Origin of the sequence: Mordavella massiliensis (assembly GCF_016902415.1) — a bacterium.
Lineage (GTDB): Bacteria > Bacillota > Clostridia > Lachnospirales > Lachnospiraceae > Merdimonas > Merdimonas faecigallinarum.
This window is the reverse complement of the sequence record NZ_JACJLV010000037.1, coordinates 1-20,206: the sequence shown is the minus strand read 5'-3', so window position 1 is coordinate 20,206 and position 20,206 is coordinate 1. Positions and strand designations below refer to the sequence as shown.

At 42.4% G+C, this 20,206-nt stretch carries 28 protein-coding genes; 14 read left to right on the top strand and 14 right to left on the bottom strand.

Going from position 1 to position 20,206, the window contains the following annotated elements:
• Window positions 1–328: 328 nt before the first annotated feature.
• The 12 genes from H6A13_RS10295 (at window position 329) to H6A13_RS10240 (ending at window position 8,049) form a co-directional block, all read left to right on the top strand.
• On the top strand, window positions 329–1,165 hold the full coding sequence (locus H6A13_RS10295) for a tyrosine-type recombinase/integrase (protein ID WP_204909497.1): 837 nt from the start codon (window positions 329–331) through the stop codon (window positions 1,163–1,165).
• 65 nt (window positions 1,166–1,230) lie between these two features.
• Entirely contained in the window at window positions 1,231–1,455 is a 225-nt protein-coding gene (locus H6A13_RS10290; RefSeq protein ID WP_087150741.1) for a DUF5348 domain-containing protein, read from the top strand.
• Window positions 1,456–1,469: 14 nt separating this feature from the next.
• Window positions 1,470–1,760 carry a hypothetical protein gene (locus H6A13_RS10285; RefSeq protein ID WP_087150742.1) on the top strand — a complete coding sequence of 97 codons (291 nt, stop codon included), beginning with the start codon at window positions 1,470–1,472 and terminating at the stop codon, window positions 1,758–1,760.
• 37 nt (window positions 1,761–1,797) lie between these two features.
• The gene (locus tag H6A13_RS10280) at window positions 1,798–2,640 is read left to right on the top strand and encodes a hypothetical protein (RefSeq protein WP_204909496.1); all 843 of its coding nucleotides are present in this window, start codon (window positions 1,798–1,800) and stop codon (window positions 2,638–2,640) included.
• Window positions 2,641–2,997: 357 nt separating this feature from the next.
• Complete coding sequence (locus H6A13_RS10275; protein ID WP_204909495.1) at window positions 2,998–4,260, top strand: DNA polymerase Y family protein; 1,263 nt, start codon at window positions 2,998–3,000, stop codon at window positions 4,258–4,260.
• Window positions 4,261–4,273: 13 nt separating this feature from the next.
• Window positions 4,274–4,591 carry a hypothetical protein gene (locus H6A13_RS10270; protein WP_204909494.1) on the top strand — a complete coding sequence of 106 codons (318 nt, stop codon included), beginning with the start codon at window positions 4,274–4,276 and terminating at the stop codon, window positions 4,589–4,591.
• A complete protein-coding gene (locus tag H6A13_RS10265) occupies window positions 4,591–4,917 on the top strand; it encodes a hypothetical protein (protein ID WP_204909493.1) in 327 nt (108 codons plus the stop codon). Before H6A13_RS10270 ends, H6A13_RS10265 begins: the two co-directional genes overlap by 1 nt.
• Window positions 4,918–4,933: 16 nt before the next feature.
• Window positions 4,934–5,515 (top strand): SOS response-associated peptidase, encoded by a 582-nt coding sequence (locus H6A13_RS10260; RefSeq protein WP_204909492.1) that lies wholly within the window; start codon window positions 4,934–4,936, stop codon window positions 5,513–5,515.
• A 166-nt stretch (window positions 5,516–5,681) separates the two neighbouring features.
• Window positions 5,682–6,059: a GntR family transcriptional regulator gene (locus tag H6A13_RS10255; protein WP_204909491.1), complete on the top strand. Its 378-nt coding sequence runs from the start codon at window positions 5,682–5,684 to the stop codon at window positions 6,057–6,059.
• A gap of 1 nt (window position 6,060) precedes the next feature.
• Window positions 6,061–6,927, top strand: a complete 867-nt coding sequence (locus tag H6A13_RS10250; protein WP_204909490.1) for an ABC transporter ATP-binding protein — start codon at window positions 6,061–6,063, stop codon at window positions 6,925–6,927.
• Window positions 6,924–7,583, top strand: a complete 660-nt coding sequence (locus H6A13_RS10245; RefSeq protein WP_204909489.1) for an ABC-2 transporter permease — start codon at window positions 6,924–6,926, stop codon at window positions 7,581–7,583. The genes H6A13_RS10250 and H6A13_RS10245 overlap by 4 nt, the downstream gene beginning before the upstream one ends.
• A 130-nt stretch (window positions 7,584–7,713) precedes the next feature.
• Window positions 7,714–8,049 carry a winged helix-turn-helix domain-containing protein gene (locus tag H6A13_RS10240; RefSeq protein WP_204909488.1) on the top strand — a complete coding sequence of 112 codons (336 nt, stop codon included), beginning with the start codon at window positions 7,714–7,716 and terminating at the stop codon, window positions 8,047–8,049.
• A 95-nt stretch (window positions 8,050–8,144) separates the two neighbouring features.
• Here H6A13_RS10240 and H6A13_RS10235 read toward each other — a convergent pair whose 3' ends face one another.
• From H6A13_RS10235 to H6A13_RS10170, 14 genes are all read right to left on the bottom strand, one after another.
• A complete protein-coding gene (locus H6A13_RS10235; RefSeq protein WP_243424782.1) occupies window positions 8,145–8,567 on the bottom strand; it encodes an NADAR family protein in 423 nt (140 codons plus the stop codon).
• Window positions 8,568–8,659: 92 nt separating this feature from the next.
• The gene (locus H6A13_RS10230; protein WP_087150749.1) at window positions 8,660–8,929 is read right to left on the bottom strand and encodes a hypothetical protein; all 270 of its coding nucleotides are present in this window, start codon (window positions 8,927–8,929) and stop codon (window positions 8,660–8,662) included.
• Between the two features lie 60 nt (window positions 8,930–8,989).
• A complete protein-coding gene (locus H6A13_RS10225) occupies window positions 8,990–9,895 on the bottom strand; it encodes a hypothetical protein (protein WP_204909486.1) in 906 nt (301 codons plus the stop codon).
• Between the two features lie 15 nt (window positions 9,896–9,910).
• Window positions 9,911–10,156: a hypothetical protein gene (locus tag H6A13_RS10220; protein ID WP_204909485.1), complete on the bottom strand. Its 246-nt coding sequence runs from the start codon at window positions 10,154–10,156 to the stop codon at window positions 9,911–9,913.
• Window positions 10,134–10,796: a hypothetical protein gene (locus tag H6A13_RS10215; protein ID WP_204909484.1), complete on the bottom strand. Its 663-nt coding sequence runs from the start codon at window positions 10,794–10,796 to the stop codon at window positions 10,134–10,136. The genes H6A13_RS10220 and H6A13_RS10215 overlap by 23 nt, the downstream gene beginning before the upstream one ends.
• On the bottom strand, window positions 10,793–11,044 hold the full coding sequence (locus H6A13_RS10210) for a hypothetical protein (protein ID WP_087150753.1): 252 nt from the start codon (window positions 11,042–11,044) through the stop codon (window positions 10,793–10,795). The genes H6A13_RS10215 and H6A13_RS10210 overlap by 4 nt, the downstream gene beginning before the upstream one ends.
• Before the next feature lie 13 nt (window positions 11,045–11,057).
• Complete coding sequence (locus H6A13_RS10205; protein WP_204909483.1) at window positions 11,058–11,606, bottom strand: RNA polymerase sigma factor; 549 nt, start codon at window positions 11,604–11,606, stop codon at window positions 11,058–11,060.
• Window positions 11,607–11,646: 40 nt separating this feature from the next.
• The gene (locus tag H6A13_RS10200) at window positions 11,647–12,162 is read right to left on the bottom strand and encodes an AbrB/MazE/SpoVT family DNA-binding domain-containing protein (protein ID WP_162607870.1); all 516 of its coding nucleotides are present in this window, start codon (window positions 12,160–12,162) and stop codon (window positions 11,647–11,649) included.
• Between the two features lie 47 nt (window positions 12,163–12,209).
• Window positions 12,210–12,989, bottom strand: coding sequence for a hypothetical protein (locus H6A13_RS10195; RefSeq protein ID WP_087150756.1), 780 nt, complete (start codon window positions 12,987–12,989; stop codon window positions 12,210–12,212).
• 16 nt (window positions 12,990–13,005) lie between these two features.
• On the bottom strand, window positions 13,006–15,078 hold the full coding sequence (locus tag H6A13_RS10190) for a vWA domain-containing protein (RefSeq protein WP_338043057.1): 2,073 nt from the start codon (window positions 15,076–15,078) through the stop codon (window positions 13,006–13,008).
• 2 nt (window positions 15,079–15,080) lie between these two features.
• A complete protein-coding gene (locus H6A13_RS10185) occupies window positions 15,081–15,329 on the bottom strand; it encodes a helix-turn-helix domain-containing protein (protein WP_204909481.1) in 249 nt (82 codons plus the stop codon).
• A 10-nt stretch (window positions 15,330–15,339) separates the two neighbouring features.
• Window positions 15,340–17,151, bottom strand: a complete 1,812-nt coding sequence (locus tag H6A13_RS10180) for an AAA family ATPase (protein WP_204909480.1) — start codon at window positions 17,149–17,151, stop codon at window positions 15,340–15,342.
• A 17-nt stretch (window positions 17,152–17,168) separates the two neighbouring features.
• Window positions 17,169–17,729 (bottom strand): hypothetical protein, encoded by a 561-nt coding sequence (locus H6A13_RS10175; protein WP_204909479.1) that lies wholly within the window; start codon window positions 17,727–17,729, stop codon window positions 17,169–17,171.
• Window positions 17,730–18,026: 297 nt separating this feature from the next.
• Window positions 18,027–18,713, bottom strand: coding sequence for a single-stranded DNA-binding protein (locus H6A13_RS10170; RefSeq protein ID WP_204909478.1), 687 nt, complete (start codon window positions 18,711–18,713; stop codon window positions 18,027–18,029).
• 391 nt (window positions 18,714–19,104) lie between these two features.
• On the opposite strand from H6A13_RS10170, the gene H6A13_RS10165 reads away from it, so the two are divergent.
• Both H6A13_RS10165 and H6A13_RS10160 read left to right on the top strand, forming a co-directional pair.
• A complete protein-coding gene (locus H6A13_RS10165; protein ID WP_087150762.1) occupies window positions 19,105–19,815 on the top strand; it encodes a DUF3800 domain-containing protein in 711 nt (236 codons plus the stop codon).
• A 14-nt stretch (window positions 19,816–19,829) separates the two neighbouring features.
• Window positions 19,830–20,206, top strand: a 377-nt coding sequence (locus tag H6A13_RS10160) for a hypothetical protein (protein ID WP_204909477.1), incomplete at its 3' end; no start/stop codon positions are given.

Below are 20,206 nucleotides of genomic sequence, written 5' to 3'. Positions count from 1 at the left end.
GTACGTGGTGTTGGATATAGATTTGTGATCCCGGAGGAATGAGTTTACAACTTATTATTTCAACAATTTTATATAGAAGTAATTGCACTATGGACAGCGGAGACAATCTGCTGTTCTTTTTGCGTTTCCTGATCCAGTAACGTATTTATTATATGTAGGGAGTAATGCAAGTGAGATCCCGAAAAGGATCTTTTCTTAACGCTACATAATGGTAATTATGTTGTGTTAGAGCATCATAATCTCCGGGAAATATAGTGCGAACGCAACATAATTTCCTACAAACCACTGGAAAGTGAACGCAACATAATTGCAGAGAGGAGGAAGCGGAATGATTTCACTGGAAGATTTTCACGAATATATGTCGCAGCATGGAAAATCAGAGAATACGATCAAGACCTATCTTGGCCATGTAAAAGGATATGCGCTGTGGTATAAAGAGTCATACGGTCGGGAGATGACAAAGCTCTATCATACGAATATTTTGGATTATCGATCTTATCTCCAGAATATAAAGAGATTGAAATTCAATAGTATCAATGCAAAATTGTCTGCTCTCTCCTGCTTTAATCAATTCCTTATTGAAACGAAGGACCAGGAAGACGATGTGGTTGTATCAGAAGATCGGCTGAAATTTCAGCAGATGATTGCCAGTCCGTCAGATCTTGAAAAACCGGAAGTGGACGAGTTTCTCCAGCGGGTACTTGTAGAAAACGGAAAAAGGAATTATGCAATGGCGACTCTCTTGGCTTATGCCGGCTTACGAGTCAGCGAATGCACGGATCTTCTTTTGACAAATTTAGATCTTCAGGCCCGGGAGCTGATTGTTATAGGGAAAGGAAATAAGCAGAGGATTGTATTTATCAATGATAAGATTATTCACGCAGTCAGAGAGTATCTGAAGGAAAGAAATTCAGAGTGTGAATACTTGTTTGTCAGCAGAAAAGGCGGGAAACTTCACCGAAGCAGCGTGAATCGGTTTTTTAGCCAGTGCTCAGATCGGATCAATCCTCATAAGCTCAGACATTTTTTCTGCTCTCATGCGCTTAAATGCGGATACAGTATTCCGGAGGTGGCGAATCAGGCCGGTCATTCAAGCGAGCGGACTACGCTGCTGTATACGAATACGAGCAGGAAAGAGATGAAAGAAAAGGCAAATCTGCTCTAAATTTCCAAAATCCGTTGGATTGCTGTTTCTATTTTATGAGAAACAAACATAGGAGGAACCAATGGATGGAAACAAGAGAAGGTAATTTATATTATGACAAAAGCAGCGGAAGATACGATATTCGTTTTGATGTGGAGTCGTACTATGGAGGGCTGCACTGTGGAGACTGCTTTGAGGTAAAGGTGAAAGATACGTGGATTCCGGTTCGGATTGAGATGGATACGAGTGATCAGTGGTATCTTGTGGGATTCCCGAGGACCAAGTTGGACGGCCTTCGAGTCCGGATATAAGGAGGAACGTGGCTATGAAAAAGGAGTGGGTGAAACCAGAAATGAAAGTGATAACGGATACGAAGATTATCCTGGAGTGTTTATACGAAGTTTATCAGATGGATGAGGTCGCGATTGCAGCGGATCAGCGGATAGAAAAAACAATGGTGTATCCATTTGTAAAGATGCTGGAAAATCAATATAGCAATATAAGCGCTGAGGAGATCCATCAAAAACTGTGGGAATTTTATATGAAGGGATATACAAAAGAATTTTTTCTTCAGGAAGCATACAGCTTATTACAGGAAACAGTGGTATCAGTATAAAGAAAAGATTACATTCGGGCAGAGGGAGGGAACGTAATTGAGAATATCCAGAAAATTAGAATATAGGAATCAACGATACTATGGTACAATCCGGATCAGTGGTGAAATAAATCCATATGCGGATGATAAAAACTATGTGCCGAAAATTCTCTATATGAAAGTTTGGAGCGATAATAAGAAGAAATGTGAGGAATTGGTTGAGTATATTGTTGAGCCATGGCAGTCCTCTCTCTGTTATATCTCTCTTTTTTATGATGTCTTTAAGAGAATCAAAAGGAGAAATATAAAAGCTGAAAAAGTGATCGATTCCTATATCCGGATATGTGCGTCTAAGGCGATACTGGAGTCTGTCCGCATACCTCTTATCTCCATATTTGAGCAAAACGCGGTGGATATAGAAGTTAAAATTGGCAAGCTAGTTGTCAACAGAATAGCAAGCCTTGGAAAAGGCATACAGGCACAGACATATCGTGAATTACACTATTTCAGTTTATTCGGAGTGGGAAAAGATACTATGGAAGACTATGTAAAATCTGGTTATCTGGAGCAAGCAGTTTTCTTTGGTATTTTATACCAGACTCCGCTGCGGATCGGAGAAATTTTTGAACTTGGCAGGGAGTGCTTAAAGGGAAGAACACTTCATGCTTCATCTTTGAAGGTGAAGGATAAGAAAATGTCTTATCGCTTGAATCGGAAACTATGCAAAATGATTCGAGCGCTGAGCAGAGGCAGAGAAAAGATTTTCAAGTTGGATCTGCGCTACTATGTATCTTGTGTGCCGAGAGAATGTGGAAACTCAGCACATGAATTCCGTCAGGCATATCTGATGCGAAAAATATGGCTTGATGAAGAAAAGCATAACCGGTTACCGTTGTATTAGTATGAAAAGAGCCGTCCAGTGTGGGCGGCTCGAAGTATTTCTGAACAATATAAATAAAAATGAGAATGGATCAACATATATTGATCCATTCTCGTTTTATCATGCAATTATACAAATAAAAAAGTCAGAGGATTTGCAAGGCGCAATATCTTTCTGACTTCATTCAATCATAAACAGCATGTGACCCTTATGGATTAGCATAAATAGTAATTACAATATAAATATAACACTGCATATAGTATGCGTCATATAGAAAAGTACAGGACAAAAGTTTGTGCAGCAATTTTGGAAAAATTATGCTATTGCAAAACAAACATATGTTCTATATAATGGGCTTAAAAGGAGGCGAACGTAGGTTTGGATAAAGTTATATTTCATATAGATGTAAATTCTGCGTTTCTAAGTTGGGAAGCGGTATATCGCCTCTTTCATCTTGGAGGTAAGGTTGATCTAAGAGAGCAGGTGTCTGCTGTAGGCGGAGATATGGCTATGCGGCACGGGATTATTCTTGCAAAATCTATTCCGGCCAAAAAGTTTCATGTAAAAACGGGAGAAACTATTTTGGAAGCGAAACAGAAATGTCCGGAGCTAATTTTGGTTCCGCCTAACTATGGGCTATATGAAAAGTGCTCTAAGGCATTTATGGATATTTTGCGCCAGTATTCTCCAGATGTAGAGCAATACTCGATAGACGAAGCATTTGTTGATATGACAGGAACGGAAAAATTGTGGGGTGATCCGGTAACAGTGGCAAACAGACTGAAAAATCAGATCCGGGATACACTGGGGTTTACGGTAAATATCGGGATTTCTGAGAATAAGCTGCTGGCAAAGATGGCATCGGATTTTGAGAAGCCGGACCGGGTGCATACGCTGTGGCGTAATGAGATTGCGGATAAAATGTGGCCGCTCCCAGTCAGCGCTCTGTTTTTTGTCGGGCGGGCGACTGCAAAAAAGCTGTTCAACCTGGGTATCCATACGATAGGAGAACTGGCTCATGCAGATCCACATTTGTTGAAAGTGCATCTGAAGAAGCATGGGGAAGTCATCTGGGCATTTTCCCGTGGGATAGATGTGTCTGTTGTTCAGTCAGAGACGCCAGCAAATAAAGGGTATGGGAACTCTACTACCATTGCATTTGATGTAACCGATGCGTCCACTGCGAAGCTGGTGTTGCTCGCGCTGGCTGAGACGGTGGGAACCAGACTGCGGGCAGCAAAGGTACGGGCCGAAGTGATTGCCGTAGGGATTAAGTCTCATGACCTGCGCTATGCCAGTCATCAGATGACTTTACGAAATGCAACCAATATAACAACGGAAATTCACAAATTCGCCTGTCAGCTCTTTGATGAGCTATGGGATGGTTCAGCAATCAGACATTTAGGAATTCACACCAGCCGGATAAAGGATGGGATTAATATGCGTCAGCTTGATATGTTTGATGATACCGATTATGAAAAATTGGAGAAAGTGGACGCTGCAGTAGATCGGATACGGAAAAGATATGGGATTGATTCTGTTAAACGGGCCGCATTTGTGGATAGCCCTATTGACCATATGTCCGGGGGAATCAGCCGGGAAAAAAGATCTGTCGATTATGAGAAAATCGGGGTAAAATAGGAGGTAGAGATCTATGAGTATGGGTATTGGAACGAACGCCCAGAATCCGGATGAGGGTGAGCTGACAAGAGAATTAGAGCAAATTGCCTGCGGGGTCTGGTTTACCAGCACTGGACGAACAATCCCTCAAATGGTCAAATACCAAGACGGGGAAGGCTTGATCCACAGCATCACTCACATCCAGGTGCAAAAGCAGGCGGAGAAATATTACTGTGGTATTGCGATCCAAGAGTTTTGCTGCAGTACAATAGTGGAAAACCAGGAATATCAGTTCCGCCTGTATTATTATCCACAGGCACACTGTTGGAAGATTAGCTGGGAAGGAGAATAATGGGAAAGAATATTTTAAAATTCCCAGAAGAGGGATTAAAGCAACTGCAGTTCTTTATGGAAGGACTAAGTTTCCCAGTAGCAGTTGCAGCATATTCAGAACAGGATATTGGGAAACTCTCTTATCTGATGCGGTTGCTCCAGAGGGGCAATATCCGCAGCACCTATGCACTGTGTATCTGGTGTATCCGGCAGGGGATTCCCTATCAGATCCTATATCATATATCGGTAAGCGATGTTATTCATAATCCTATTCGGGTTTATGATTATCTGCGTCTGCAGAGGTTGCTGAAGAAGAGCAAAGAGCATATACAGGGAAAGCCATAATAAAGGAGGAGCATCTATGTGTGGACGTTATTATGTAGATGATGAGACTGCAAGAGAAATTGAAAAGATTGTGAGGGATTTGGATCGAAAACTCCATGTCGAGCGCACAGGAGATATTCGTCCATCCCAGAGAGCAGCGGTGATAAGAGGAGAGAACGAACATCTGATGGCAGACTGCATGGCATGGGGCTTTCCGCGCTTCGACGGAAAAGGACTATTGATCAATGCCCGTGCTGAGAGTGCCACAGAGCGAAAGACGTTTCGAGACAGCGTGCAACATAGACGATGCATTATCCCGGCTAAAGGCTTTTATGAATGGGATAAAAGCAAAGAAAAGTTTTCGTATGAAAGGTATGATGCTCCGTTTCTGTTTATGGCGGGTTGCTATAATAAATATCAGGATCAGGAGCGATTTGTGATTTTGACAACAGAGGCAAACCCGTCTGTATCTCCGGTGCATGACAGGATGCCGTTGATCTTGGAACCAGAGGAACTAGAGGACTGGGTGCTGGATGACAAGGCAACAGAATATTTACTGCATAAAACGCCAGTGCTGTTAAAGGCTCATGCTGAATATGAACAGATGAGTTTATTTTAAAATAAAAAGAGTATTATAATTGGTTATTTTGAGAGTAATGTTATAAGAAAGCATTGCTCTATTTTTAACTGCAGAAGTATTTAATTGAAATATCGGTTGACAGGATATGTGTTGATGAATATAATGTACATGAACAATAAGTACAATTTAAAGCGGGTGGTGAAAATTGGATATTATTATCAGTAACAATGTAAATAAGCCAATCTATGAGCAAATTACTTCACAGATAAAGGCTATGATAATGAGTGGAGAACTACAAGCTGGAGAGGCAATCCCATCTATGCGTGCATTGGCAAAGTCAATTCATGTAAGCGTAATTACAGTTCAAAAAGCTTATGAGGATCTGCAAAGAGATGGATTTATAGAGACTACTGTTGGGAGAGGCAGTTTTGTGTCAGCACAGAATAAAGAATTTTATCAGGAAGAACAGCAGCGAATTGCGGAAGAACATTTGCAGATAGCAGCAGAAATTGGAAGAACAAGTAATATCTCTTTAGAAAAGCTGATAGAACTATTAACTATGTTTTATGAGGAGAATGAATAATATGAACTACGCTTTGAAACTTAATAATGTTACTAAAACCTACAAAGGCTCTGACTTTTCTTTAAATAAAGTCTCTTTTGCATTACCTTCAGGTTCTGTTATGGGATTTGTAGGAGAAAATGGTGCTGGAAAAACAACCACGATTGGGTGTATTTTACGAACGCTCTTTAAAGATTCAGGAACAATTGAGATTTTAGGAACAGAAATGACAGATGACAATGTTGAGATTAGAGAAAATATTGGTGTTGTCTATGATGGAGACAATTTCCCTGGTTATTTATCGGCAGAACAACTATCTAACATCATGAGTGGTATTTTTAAACATTGGGATGATACATTGTTTCAGAATTATATTAAATCATTTCGCCTATCGAAAAAACAGAAAATAAAAACATACTCCAAAGGGATGACAATGAAACTAGCGCTTGCAGTTGCGCTGTCTCATCATCCGAAACTACTTATTTTGGACGAAGCAACAAGTGGTCTTGATCCAGTAATGCGAGACGAAATATTGGATGTGTTGTTAGAATTTGTTGGAGATGAAGAGCATTCGATTTTGCTGTCTTCTCATATAACAAGTGATTTAGAGAAAATTGCAGACTATATTACATTTATCCATAATGGCAAAATTATATTAACGGAGACAAAAGATAATTTGATCTATAACTATGGAATTTTACGATGTAAAGAGAAACAAGTGGAATTAATCGAACCAGAGGATATTATTGTATATCGAAAAAGAGATTATCAAACAGACATACTTGTTTCTAATATGAATATTGCTGAACGGAAATATCCAGGAGTTGTAATAGATCATGTAACGATTGATGAAATCATGTTGATGTTGGTAAAGGGGAATGAAATATGAATGGCCTTATAAAGAATAACTTTTATGGTGTTTTAGGTAATATGAAAATTGTATCAGCTTTTTTACTAGTGTTGGGGATTCTGCAAGTAGTAACGGGAGAAGCGACAATCCTTAGTATTTTTACTTTAATGGCCGCACCAATTATTTCGATACTTGCGATTTCCAGTATGAGAAAAGAAGGTGCATCAAAGTGGACAAAATATAAATTAACATTGCCAGTCAGAAGAAGGCATATAGTGAAGAGCCAATATGTAAGCCATCTGTTATGTAGTTCTGCAGGAGTTGTATTTGCGACGATCTTTATGGCATTGACAGTATTGATTCATGGTAATATATATTTCTATTATGGGTTTCGTGATGCTGTTACATTGGTATTGGGCGGATGGGTTTTGTCTGTTTTAATGGGTGAAATTGCTTATCCACTATATTACTTGTGGGGAGAAGAAAAAACAGAATTAATTTTGGTGTTAAGTGTGATTGGCGCTATTTGTATTATTTTTTGTATTAGCCTGGGCGTAAATTTCCTTACTAGAAATGAAGGCGTTTCTGATGCTGTGTATTATATAAGCCTTATACTGATTTTGATAATTACAGCTATAGCAGAAATCTGTTCCTATGTTCTTACCGTAAGAATATTTGAATCAAAAGAATATTAATGAAAAAGGATATAGCACAAAATCGTAGACAGGAGGTGAAAATATCGGCTATTTTCTGATTGTTGAATTTAAAGATGCTGAAACCGCTATTTTGCATAAAGTTCTGTCTGGTATTAGAAGCTGCGCTAAAATGGAAGAATATAGACCAGATGTGACGAATAAGACAACTTTTCCGGGGCTTTCTATTTTCCCAGATCAGCGCAGAATATTGGTCGAAGGAAACGAAATATATCTTACACATCATGAGTTTGATATGATGCTATTTCTGGCCAGACATCCCAGACAAGTGCTTACCAGTAAGCAAATTTATGAGGCTGTGTGGGATGAAATCCCGATAAATGAAGAGAATAAGGTGCGATGTGTTATCAGTAGTATCCGACAGAAGTTGAGAGAATATGCAGACAGAATGTATATTCAGACAGTCCGTGGAGTGGGATATAAATTTGTGGATGTACCAGAAGGGTAATTTAATAGATAATGAAAGTAGTTAATTATGAAAAGAGCCGTCCATGCGGGCGGCTCAAAGTATTTCCGAACAATATAGAGAATAGAGGCAGCGGATTATACTATCATATCAGCGTGATATACAAGTTCATTTTGTAGCTTCGCCCGTATATCCATCAGGATAATCCCCAGATGATTCTCTCCATAGCCATTTACTGTTCCCCAGTAACGGTCGCCCCATGTATTCTCTTCAAACAGCGGACAGCAACAGGTCTGCAGGAGTTTCTCACGCAGATCCGGATGCTGGAAGAATTTGGCCATACAGATATTGTACATCTGCTCCAGCTTGATCTCTTCCCAGTCCTCCCTGAGCTGTAGATGTCGGCCAAGCCTTTGGGCATCCCTCGGATGCTGAAGGTTCTGGATTGTGAATTCCCTCCGCTTATTGGGGGTGCGTGTCTTCTGGGCCTGGAAAGCGGCTTCGTTGTTTGCATAGCGCTGGCCCATATAGGTAATGGGAGCATAGTAAAAATTACTCAAGAAAAAGAAATCTCCCCGAAATTCTGTTATTGCTTCTTGGACAGCGGGAGAAATTTTTGATGATTCTGTATATATCGTAGACAATGTCTGTTTCATTCATGGTCACCTCTTTCATTGTTTATTAAAGCCTCTTCTGGAAGTTCAGCAACAGATATCTCCCATTCGTGCCAGTCGCCACAGACCACAGCCGTAGCGGAATAGCCATTTAGGAAAGTACAGTCCTGCTCATCCGGTGTCTGCTTAACATCTTCAAGTGCCGATTCATATGCGGTCTTCATTGCATCAAAAACAGAAGAATAATCTGTGGATACAACCGGATCTATAAGGCCGTCCACATATCCATGTAATATATATATTTGCATTTGCTCTCTCCTTATGAAAAGGAACTGCTCGAAAGAGGGCAGCTCCTACAAACTATTATTTCAATTTCCTTCTATGTTATTTTTCTTCTTACTTTTTTCTTTGAGCCAAAGTCCGTCGCTTTTTACCAGAATACAGCAGTTTTCAATTTCATATCGCTTTTTGAAAGCATTTGCACTTTCTCTGGAATAGAACAGAAACATGGCATCATTCAGATTATAAACAGAAACAGCAACCTTTCCATCAGGAGTTGTCCGTTCGCTTTTACTGAAATGCCGCAGTAAATTCAGGATGATGGACGGCATAGGCATAGTGTTCCAACTTTCCCCATAGCCGAGTTCTTTATAAATTGGAAGCTCGTCCTTAAAAACTGCACATCGCATAGCTGCCGCGAAACCGGCCGGTAGTAGATCCATCAACCTGTTAAGCTCCTTCGTGACTATCTCAAAAATGTACTCCGGATCGGAAAATGCATTGATTTGTTTCCTGATTTTGGCTTCGGCGGATCTGTATGCCTTGAAAGCACGATTCCCCTGTTCTTTCAGGTCTTCGATTGATACCTCTGAGGAGAACAAGTTCCTGCTATGTAAGAGATTAGAGATCACCTCCGGATTTTCATAAAGAACAGTAATGGCAAAATGATAGAATTTCAGTTCAGAGAGAAGCAGAATCGGATTATAAACCGGCATCTCAGAGACTTCAAAATATTTTTTGCCATTATAGAATCCATCTTCACAGCACTGCCTGAGAATACATATAACCAGATCATATAACGGCTTGTCCGTAATTCCCTTTATGATGCTGCCATTATCTATGGCGGCTAATTTTCGAATCTCATCCGCAGATAATGAAGGCATTCTCCAGTTCTTTTGGACAATAATTTTGCCCAGTTCCCAACAGAGCTCGTCGTATTTTAAAAATTCTTCGATGTAATCAAAGTCATTAAGCAAATATATTTTATTTCTCATTTCATCCCTTCTTTCCTACGCAGCCTGCAAAGCAATAGCATTCTGCTGTACCATCAGCTCTATTTTGTCAAATATTGTGTTGAGCGTATCATTAAACGTGCAGTTACAATCCTGAAGTTCCTGATACAACTTGTATGCAGTTTCCAGTAATTCCGTCTCGTTTTCCAGTGTATCTACAGGAAGATTACACCGGCCGATCTCCTGATCACAGCGATCAATATACCGTTCCACAAAGTCATTAGCGAATGCCTGATACTTCATGATCTCGTAAGCCTGCTCCATTTCCCTGTCTGTCAACGGGATTGCAATTTGTTTCGTTCCGTTCATTCGGTAAATATTCATTCGTTGCTTCCTTTCTTGTTACAGGAATCGTAGTGTCATAGGGCCGTTCCCTGAGATAGATCAGCAATTTCCACTCCAGATTAAGCTCATGGTCAATCCATTCTCCATCCACCCAGATCTGCTTTGTGATCGTATTGTAGATGACCGGCTCCCGTTCCATATGATCCAGATCTGCCACAAGGCATGTTTCCAGATCCACAAAGGGCCAGAGAGCGGTTTCTACCTTACTTTTTAATTCTTGTATCAGCGGATTTATTGCTGCTATGCTGTAGGTTCTGCTGACATAGCGGGAAATCTCAGGGATCAGACCGGACTCATCTATGGCCTGTTGAAGAGCCTCAATCTGAGGATCTTCAGGCATATAAGGATTCTTATATAGCCGGTCCGTAAGCCGCGTGCAGATATAGTGCCAGAGCAAATGGTTGATCTGACCGAGGAGCTGATAATAGGCATTCCGGAATCTTGTTCTGAGTTCATCACGGGGAACTTGCTCCCGATTTCTTTTTAGGATAGAGAGCAGCTTTTGCAGACTGCTCTCCAGTTCTATTGTCTTATTCAAGCACATATCACCCCGGTTTTTGCGTTCGCCGCAGTATAATCAAGGCGATAGATGATATTTTTTGTTTCAAACAAAATACCTGACTCGGACACTTCCCAGATCTTTTCTACTTCGGAAGTAGGGTGGATACCTGAATTGCTGATGATCCATGCACGCTCTCCCACGCGAAGCGGAAGGGAAAGATATCCGGTTAGATGTAATTCTTTTTTAGGATGATTCTGAAAGTTAATCACTTTATTCTTCTCCATATCCTCTCTCCTCTCATATGGCAGCCTTACGGATTCTTGGCGACATCAGACGGTTGCGAAAACGACTGATGCGGTTTTGAACTCCTGCTACACTGATGCTGCAGTACTCGCTGATCTCGTGATAGGAGTATCCGTCTGCCTTTAAGTACAGGACTTCCCGTTCTTTCGGTGTAGAATAAGAAAGCAGCTCATAGAGGATTTCACGATCAAACATTTGATCCTCAATCGCCTTTTCCCGATCCGGAAGAAGACGGTTTAATTCGTTAAGGTTGGAATCTTCCTCAAAGGAAAGAGTTGCAGCACAGCGTTTCGGACGGCGCTGGTAGATCTGTTCTTCTGCCAGAGCATCCATCATCCGGCTCCATGCAATCGTAGAAAAACGATACTTCTGAAGTTCGGGATTAGACAGATAACTCTGAACCGCAGACAGATAACCGAAGATTACAACATCATAGTAATCTGCCATTTTCAGATGAAAATGAGACAGAAAGTGTAAAACTGTGTCGTGATGTTTGTCAGCAAACTGACGTTCATTCTCTGATAATACTGTTATTTTCTTCATTGTGTTCCTTCCTCCTTTGTAAAAAGCATGAAAATCGTAATTATATGTTGGGGCTGCTGATCAGTGCGGCAATCAGGCGGGCGCAGGCCCGTTCCGATTCCGTGATTTCACGTCTCCCCTTGATGACAACAAGTGCTGAAGACTGCCAGAATCTATCCGGTGCAGACAGCGGGATTAAAGTATCTACTTGGGAAACCGATGTATCTGTCAGATAAACCGGTTCTGTAAATATCTGCTGTTTTCCGGACCGGATATAATCCTGAAGGGGTTCAGATATAGTCGTTCCTTCCATGACACAGAGACCTTTGGAGACAATCACCTGATCTTCCGTGCATATAGCAGCGCCGCAGTGGGTAACGGAGTAAAGAATATTGAGATATTTTTTCATACTGCGATCCCCGGCAAAAGCGCTTTTGTATTTACTTAACAGGACTCCGTTTTCTACGGTGCGGATCTCTATGGTATCTCCGCCGGAAAGGTTCATAGTCCGTCGGATTTCATGAGGTATAATGATCCGCCCCTGAGAATCCATTGTCCGAATTATTGCTGGTTTCATTGGGTCCTCCTTCATCTGGTGAGGGGATAGAGATCCCCTCGAATCGCTCAGGCTGCATTAAAATCAGGATTATATCCTTTATCGTAGCCATTGCCGTAATTATCGCTGTAGTTTCCACTGTAACTGTTGTCATAGTTCCCGCCATACGAATCGGTATATCCGTTGTATGCTGCACCTCCGTTGTTTTGTCTCTGGCTGAGTACGTTCTGAAGGGCATCCTTTCCGCTTACGATCAGATTAGGTGCGATAGCACCTTCCCATGCATGGATATACCGTACGACGCGGTTTAAGACATGAAACATATCGGCATCGGTAAGGGAAATCTCAATCTTGGCGTTTGACTGAAAACTGCCTTTTTTCATATAAGATCCACCGTTTGGATTTTTTACAGCGATCCCTTTCCCGTTATCTACGGATATGATCCATGGAATCCGGCGCGGCTGGCCGTTGGAGGTGACAGTGGCCCGGATAATACTCAGCCGTGTCACCTGCGAATAGCCTCCCTGATCCTGTTCACCAAAGATTTTGTCCTGGTAAAAGGAGAATTCAGGTACTCCTGCGCATAACCGTGTGAAAATGAATTCTAGAGTGTCAGGAGATACGTTGGCATATACAGAAACCGTACGGTCGCCGGTGCCGTTGGAATAATCCAGAAGCCTTAAGCCTATCAGAGAACGCGCCTTCCGATTATTCTCATAGTATTCGCCGTCAGCATGAAGCTGTGCATACCTGGTAACATCTGCAGTTTTGAGCTTGTCATAAAAGGCAATCAGCCTGCGGTCTGTTTTGAGTACGCTGATCTGTGTAGAAACATAGGGTTCATTCATATTGCTTTCCTTCTTTCTATTCGATGTATTGAGTAATAAGCTGGGGCAACAGCTTCGGCAATTTGTTCAAATCTGTAATATCCAGAAAACCGTCTCCATAGATCCGCTTAATCCTCTCTTTATCTGAGCCGATTGCAGCCGCAAACAGGATGACACCTTTCTGGCGATATTCCTTTTTTATGGCCCGCAGATCCTTTTCGGCCTCGGTTCCGTAATATCCGGTTCCGGCAGGCTGACCGTCTGAGATCAGAATTAAGATTTTCAATTCTTCCGGCCGTTTTACAAGATGTTCTGCCACAAAGCGGAGCGCAGCTCCGTCTCTGTTTGCTACTCTGGCGGCCATATCCATTAACCGATAGCAGTCCTGATTATCAATCGAATCAAATTCTGCATAGGAATATAACTGTACAGCATCGGAGTAATCTTCTGTATGACCATAGATCGTGACGGGGATATCAAGAGAACGGCAGAAATCATAGAGAATAATTGCGGTTTGGTTTGCCATTGGAAGCCGGGCCGCACTTCCCATAGAGCCACTTTCATCAATGAGCAGCCCCACGGCCAGTTCGGAGGGATCTCCTGGAAGCCGGGTCCGCGAGAAATATCCGCCGTCATTGTGATATAGGTTCCTTGGTTCCAGACGCCTTCCATATACCAGATGATTCAGCTTTTCGCCGTTCCGTTTCTTATCGAGAATTTCACTGACCGATTGCTGCAACCGTCTGGAGATGTCTAAAAGTGGTCCGGCAACAGCATCATAGCTTTGCTTCAGCCGTTCCGAAACATGAGTCATGCGGTTGACGTAGATATGGATTCCTTTGTGGATATTTCCGTATTGAATTGCGTTGGACTCCTTCTGGAGCTCTTCGGAAAGGTCTTCCTCATACTCCAGTTCGGCCAGATCCTTTGCGAGTTTTGTAAGCACGCCTTTGATATCGTTCGCAGCGTCTTCATAACCAGAGCCGGTATAATCGAAGCTATAAGAAATCCCCGGGTTGCTGCCAACTGACAGCTCAGAAGTTTTTTCAAGCGCGATGCGCCCGGTTTCCTCCTGGAGAATTTCCTGTATTTCTTCCCTTCCTTCCTGAAGAACGCCTTTGTTGATTTTGGCTTTACGTTTATCTTTGGGGCGCCCCTTTTTCTTAGGAAGCGGACTGCCACCAGCCACCTGTTTGCCAAGTGTTTCCGCAAGTTCTTCTCCAAACGTGCCAAGATCACCGGCTTGTTCCCGCTGTTCTGCTTCCTGGATCAAGGGCTTGATATATTCCCACAGGATAACGAGAATTTCATTTGCTGCTTTAAAACGTTCCCGTGGATCTGTTTCATAGATGCATTCGGAAACAATGGGAAGACATTCGTAAAAATAATCCAGATATTCCCCCTGGTAGCTGGTAGGATTGTTGATGTCTCCTGCCTTGCAGTAATGGATCAGCAAATTCGCGACAATGGCAAATCCCTGATAGTGGCTGTCAATCTGTTTCTGGATTGACGGGATCTGTTCGGCATATCTGTCATTGTTGAGGTTAATGCCCTGACGGATGCTTCCCGGAAATTCCTGGCACATTCTGGCTTCGATATAAACATCTTCAAGGATGTTGAGAAGCTGAGATGCAAATTTCGCCAGTGCGAGGCGTGCGGCTTTTCCGCTGAGGGCTTGTGATAATTCTTGATAATTAGAAGCGTATTGGGAAGCAGCGATGGTTGGTTCACATGGATAAAAGTTGCCGCTTTCCAAAGAACTGAGATATAAAGATGATGCGGTGAAATCAGTAAACAACATATGCCCGCATTCATGTCCGTTCATGCCAGTCAAGCTAAGGGATTTTAAGAGTCTGGTAGGAAAGCTGGCGGTGATCTTATTGGCAGCGTTCATATGAATCGTGATGTTATTTGTATATGCGACAGCCGCATTTTCATCTTCATTCCACATCATTACAACATGAACACCTGCCCGGTATCGTTTGGTAATACCTTCAGCGATCCGGCTCTGATAATCTGCATAAGCGCCAGAGGAAAAAAGTTCTTTGTCTGTAATCTCATCGCGCTTTTCCATGATCTGCTTTTTGAGTAATCTGTAATCTGCGCGCAAAATCATTCTCCTTTCGATAGATCTGTTGTAAGCAGCCGCTCCATCGGTATCCCGGAATAGAGGGATACCAGATAGACCACATATGCGGTCGGAGCTGCACGGTTTGCTTCATACATACTGACGGCATACTTAGAAAGGCAGAGCCTTCTTGCAAGTGTTGCCTGTGATAGCCGATATTTGCTTGTGCGCCTTATGTATGAAAGGTTCTTTGAGAAATTTGTCCGGATTTCGGACTCTGATAATTGATTCATAGAAACCTCCTTATGCTGCAAGAAGCGTCTTCATACAGGTGTCTTCGATTTCTTTCCTGCAGGACGCATCTGAGGAGGCGGAGGACAGGACAGTATATTTTGCTGCCTCTGAAATATCTTTGATAATCATGTAGGACTGTACCCATGCGATCAGTTCACGAACACCGCAGCAGCCGTCGCGGATGGAGGTTTCCTGACAGTATTCATGGATCTTATGTACAATCTGCGCCATCTTTGTTACTGCGGATTTGTCTTTACATCCGGTGACTCCCATTACCCGTTTCACCAGCGTCTGCTCATCCGGCTCATCCAAATCGATGACAAGGTTCATTCGGGATATGATGGATTGGTTCATGCCACGGCATCCGGCATAATCCACATTGGTTGTAATTACAATGACTGTATCCGGATGACGTTCCACCGTTTCCCCAGTGGGAAGCGTGATGGATTTACATTGATCCAGAAGCCCGTTTAATCCAACCAGGACAGCAGGATTGGCAATGCAGGTGGGTTCCTGCAGCTCCAGCACATACCCGTTGCGGATCGCTTCCACAAGAGGAGTATCTACATAGTGAAAAGAATTGCTCCCATTCTGTGCTGCAGCCGAATGTTCCCCGTCCTGATGAACCTTCTCAAGCAAGGTTTTATAGACGGTAAATTCATCGATTTCATCCTCATAAGTTCCGGTCAGCATATAATATGCACTTGCCGGGTCCATCTGAATGTCTGTAAGAGATGGATAAGCACCTCCGCTATCTTCTTTGTTCTCTTCTGTTGCCGGGAGGATCTGGCCAATCAGATCAAATACTTCCGTATTCGCTGAGCAGGTAATGAACCGATAAGGAAGATGCAGTGCTGCAGCAATCGCTTTTGCACCTTCAGTTTTCCCGGTTCCTGCAGGACCGCGCATCATAAAGTTACGCATGGCATGAGATGTTCCGGTTGTTCCTTTCGCGTGTTCACAGATTATTTTGACCTCCGGAGGGATCAGATACCAATCTGGAAGGACTGGCACGGATAACTCCTCTTCGCTTGTCAGCACGCGGGATTCATCGAGAACATACTTCCCGACAAAATCATTGATTGCAATAGTGGCTTTCGGAGAGCCGGTAGCATTTGTGTCTACCATGATTTCAAACTGTCCGGCCAAAGTATTTGTAGGAAGATAAGTTCCCCGTTTAATATCCAGCGCGCGAAGTGCCGGAATTGCTCCTCCTGCCGGAATTACTACATTGACTCCATCCGCGCCAAGACCACTTGCGTATTCAATGCGTCGATACATATTGTCGCACATCAAAGCAGCCGCTTTACTTGTGGCATCATCGTCCGGGAAACCGGCAGTGGCTTGAGCCTTATAATCCTGATACGCTTGGTTAAATTCCGGATTTCCAAGGAATGTAGGAAGCAGCGCGAAGAAAAGCGCCGTTCCGGAATTTCCGGCTTCGGCGTAGGAATACGCAGTCGGCCGTGCTGTTGGTGTAATCGGATCAGGATATCGTCCTGCCATAAATTTACCGGTATTGCGGTTGAAGATGATAATCTGCAATTCTCCTGAACTGCTGGGATATTCCGCAACCGTAATATCATTTCCCTGACTGCCTATGGCTCCCTCATGTGTGTGACCGGAAGCCCTGTTTCCAAGTTCCAGATCCAGATACATCTGTACGGCCTGCATGATCAGCGGATGAACCGTTGCCTTACGGGCGCTGCCGGAAAAGTATTGAGTTGATACATCAGATCGCCTCAACAATGCTTTGGCGTATCCCGAAAAGGGATGAATATGCGGCCGATTCCAGCTCCATGTTTCAAATAATTTACTCATTTTCTATCACCTTCTTTCTAATTCCGCCAAGAAAGGACAAGGGTGCTGCCCTGATTCTTGACTTTCAGTTCATTCTCTTCCAGGATTTTCGAGAGCTCTTTCCAATATTGCCTGCCAGGGAAATGATCAAAACGTTCCTTGATGACAGGGGTATCTTTTTCCATGATAAATACGTCGCCATTTTCATTGATGGAAAGACTGGAATATCCTCTCGCATTTAGATCAGTGATCACCTGCTGAAGAATATCCTTCCCGATAAGTTCGTACCAGGAAGCGCAGTCGGTTGGCGGTTCCGTTTCTTTTCCATCATCTTCCGGAACAGATGAACCGGAAAGGTCTTTGATGATTAAAAGATGGAATTGGATGCTGCCGTAAGAATCCAGATTGATTTCTGCATGAGTATAATCGCCAGCCTGCATAAGCTGTATCCGGATTGTCTGTCCGGAGAGAAGCCTTTTAATGCTGGGCTGTTTTTCCCAGTTCCATGTGGCCTGCGGATATGCAGATCTTAATTTGTCTGTGATCCGATGACCAATCTGGCATATAAGAGCCGTTGCAAGAGGATCGTCTTCATCCATAACAGGCAGGTGTTTCTTCTTTTTGGGTATCCTTATCGGAGTTCTTTTCCATTGCGGAAAATGTATCAGGGGAAGGACTGCAAGAAACAGAGTTCCCAGAAGACCGATCAGAATAACAGCGAGAAGAATTCTCTGATCAAGATTTGTAGCAAACAGTGCTAAGACCAATACAACACCTGTGAATATTTTAAAAAATGTTATACTTTTCATACTCTTTCATTCTCCTTAAAAAAGAGGAATTGTTTGGGGATTTCCCGCACCAATTCCTCTGTGATTATCCATGATTCATTTTACTGCTTAATTGTACGGAAGCGGTTCCTGGGGAACGCCGTCAAACCCCTCAGAGTAGTAACTGCCTTCGGGATTCGGGTTATACCCATAGCCTCCTTCTGCAGTCTGATTCGGATTTCCGTAGCCATTTGCCTGTGTGGGAACACCACCAGGCGCGCTACGGGGATATCCTCCATTCATATTGCGGCCATTGGCTGAGCTGCCTTGAGGGTTATTATTGCCGGCATAACTGCCGCCGAATCCATTCCCATTCGGAGTGCGGTTATTCTGTCCGCCGTTGTTTGGGTAATTGCCACCCGGGTTATTCCCGTTCGGCTGATAGTTCCCGTTCTGCCCCTGGTTCGGGTTCTGTCCGGAATTCTGACGATTAGACAGACAAAATTCCCAGTTCTCTACATAGCAGTTCAGATTCAGGCCAGCCTGTCCGGCTTTTTCTCCCTGCTGATAAACAAAGGCATTTGCCTTTAAATCACCGCGGATCTGCAGACAGGTGCCTTTCATTACTTTGGCTTTTAAAAGCCGGTCAGCTAAGGATTTGTGAAAGTAGCACTGGACAAAGAGGGCATTTTCTTTTCCATCCGGACTATACTGCGGTACAGCGATATCTAGAGAGATATACTCTGTACCGGTTTTAGACTGCTTCATTTCCGGATCTGTTGTGGGCCTTCCTGAAAAAATTGTGAATAGTGACATAGTGATTCTCCTTTCTGCCTTCTGGCAATAAAATAATTTTGAAAATAAAAAAAGTGCCATAAAAAGGCGGATTACGCCAATTTATGACACTAATTTCCAAACATAAACTACATGTGCCCTGGATGAATTGTCCAGACTCCCTTACGGGAAACACAAGAAATAAGTACAGGATTATAATAACACAATATATAGTTGCGGTCAATTTTAAAATCCGATATATGGTATAAAATCTAATTGTTTAGACGAGAGACTTGTATTTAGCATAATAAGTTTGTGGCGTTTAAACATTAAATTTGATATAATTGTTTGGAACAGTTCTTTAAATTTGAGTTGCTTATTATTTGATAGAAATCATTTTAAAAATATGAGCAGTAAGGAGCGGAGGTAGTAGATGAACACGTTGTATAATATATATTGTGACGAAAGCTGCCATTTGGAAAACGATGGTATAAATGATATGGTACTAGGAGCAGTCTGGTGCCCACAGGCAAAATTACCGGCTATTACAGAGCGGATTAAGGAAATAAAAGCCAAATATCAGGTGTATCCGACATCAGAACTAAAGTGGACAAAAATCGGACCGGTAAAAAGAGAAATGTATATTGAACTGGTTAATTATTTTTTTGATTGTTCTGATTTGCATTTTCGGTGCGTGGTAGTTCCAGATAAACAACGGTTGGATCACGCGCGCTTTAACCAAACTCACGACGATTGGTACTATAAGATGTATTTTGATATGCTGAAAGTAATTTTTGATCCAACAGACCGCTATGAGGTATATATTGATATCAAGGATACCAATTCGCATAAAAAGGCAAATAAATTGAGAGAAGTTTGCAGTAACAATATGTATGACTTTTCCGGAAGGATTATTCGCCGTATTCAACCGATACGATCCCATGAAGTTCAGATCATGCAGCTGGTGGATATATTAATTGGAGCAGTTTGTTACCAAAATCGGGATTTCCCAGAAGGATTTCGTAAAAGTAAGACCAAACAGGAAATTATAGATTTGATAAAAGAACGAAGTGGATATCGGTTAACAAAGTCTACCTTATATAGAGAAGATAAATTTAATATTTTAGTATGGGACGCAAGATAGGAGCTGCAGAATAGATGGAATGTAAATGGCTGCCGGAGTTAATGTTATATGAAGATTACGAGTCTTGGGACGAATATCAAGATGCGATTTATGGCGTGTTTTGTGATGATTTTAAAAAGTCTTATCCTATATATGACGGAAAGAGGGTTAAAATCCGCTACCAACCGATTGAATATAATCGCGAAGAAGGATTCTACCATGTCACTTGTCAAGATTACCAAAAAGACGGAGAGAGAGTTCCTGATTTAAGAAGATGTGAACGGATTAAATGGGTCAGGAAATTTATCGAGCATTATGATTGTAATTTAGATGAGTGTACAGAGTGTGAAGGCATGAAAGTGTGGGAAGAGGACTACCACAATAATAAAAGGGTACATATTTTGCTGGAAGA

Excerpts from the sequence above, each read along its gene's own strand:
- H6A13_RS10220 (WP_204909485.1), bottom strand. The coding sequence starts at position 10,156 with ATGAAGTATCAGGCATTCGCTAATGACTTTGTGGAACGGTATATTGAT.
- H6A13_RS10175 (WP_204909479.1), bottom strand. The coding sequence starts at position 17,729 with ATGGATGAAGACGATCCTCTTGCAACGGCTCTTATATGCCAGATTGGT.
- H6A13_RS10285 (WP_087150742.1), top strand. The coding sequence starts at position 1,470 with ATGAAAAAGGAGTGGGTGAAACCAGAAATGAAAGTGATAACGGATACG.
- H6A13_RS10200 (WP_162607870.1), bottom strand. The coding sequence starts at position 12,162 with ATGAAACCAGCAATAATTCGGACAATGGATTCTCAGGGGCGGATCATT.
- H6A13_RS10170 (WP_204909478.1), bottom strand. The coding sequence starts at position 18,713 with ATGTCACTATTCACAATTTTTTCAGGAAGGCCCACAACAGATCCGGAA.
- H6A13_RS10225 (WP_204909486.1), bottom strand. The coding sequence starts at position 9,895 with ATGAGAAATAAAATATATTTGCTTAATGACTTTGATTACATCGAAGAA.
- H6A13_RS10260 (WP_204909492.1), top strand. The coding sequence starts at position 4,934 with ATGTGTGGACGTTATTATGTAGATGATGAGACTGCAAGAGAAATTGAA.
- H6A13_RS10205 (WP_204909483.1), bottom strand. The coding sequence starts at position 11,606 with ATGAAGAAAATAACAGTATTATCAGAGAATGAACGTCAGTTTGCTGAC.
- H6A13_RS10240 (WP_204909488.1), top strand. The coding sequence starts at position 7,714 with ATGGAAGAATATAGACCAGATGTGACGAATAAGACAACTTTTCCGGGG.
- H6A13_RS10165 (WP_087150762.1), top strand. The coding sequence starts at position 19,105 with ATGAACACGTTGTATAATATATATTGTGACGAAAGCTGCCATTTGGAA.
- H6A13_RS10230 (WP_087150749.1), bottom strand. The coding sequence starts at position 8,929 with ATGCAAATATATATATTACATGGATATGTGGACGGCCTTATAGATCCG.
- H6A13_RS10250 (WP_204909490.1), top strand. The coding sequence starts at position 6,061 with ATGAACTACGCTTTGAAACTTAATAATGTTACTAAAACCTACAAAGGC.
- H6A13_RS10265 (WP_204909493.1), top strand. The coding sequence starts at position 4,591 with ATGGGAAAGAATATTTTAAAATTCCCAGAAGAGGGATTAAAGCAACTG.
- H6A13_RS10185 (WP_204909481.1), bottom strand. The coding sequence starts at position 15,329 with ATGAATCAATTATCAGAGTCCGAAATCCGGACAAATTTCTCAAAGAAC.
- H6A13_RS10245 (WP_204909489.1), top strand. The coding sequence starts at position 6,924 with ATGAATGGCCTTATAAAGAATAACTTTTATGGTGTTTTAGGTAATATG.
- H6A13_RS10210 (WP_087150753.1), bottom strand. The coding sequence starts at position 11,044 with ATGGAGAAGAATAAAGTGATTAACTTTCAGAATCATCCTAAAAAAGAA.
- H6A13_RS10195 (WP_087150756.1), bottom strand. The coding sequence starts at position 12,989 with ATGAATGAACCCTATGTTTCTACACAGATCAGCGTACTCAAAACAGAC.
- H6A13_RS10295 (WP_204909497.1), top strand. The coding sequence starts at position 329 with ATGATTTCACTGGAAGATTTTCACGAATATATGTCGCAGCATGGAAAA.
- H6A13_RS10290 (WP_087150741.1), top strand. The coding sequence starts at position 1,231 with ATGGAAACAAGAGAAGGTAATTTATATTATGACAAAAGCAGCGGAAGA.
- H6A13_RS10180 (WP_204909480.1), bottom strand. The coding sequence starts at position 17,151 with ATGAGTAAATTATTTGAAACATGGAGCTGGAATCGGCCGCATATTCAT.
- H6A13_RS10270 (WP_204909494.1), top strand. The coding sequence starts at position 4,274 with ATGAGTATGGGTATTGGAACGAACGCCCAGAATCCGGATGAGGGTGAG.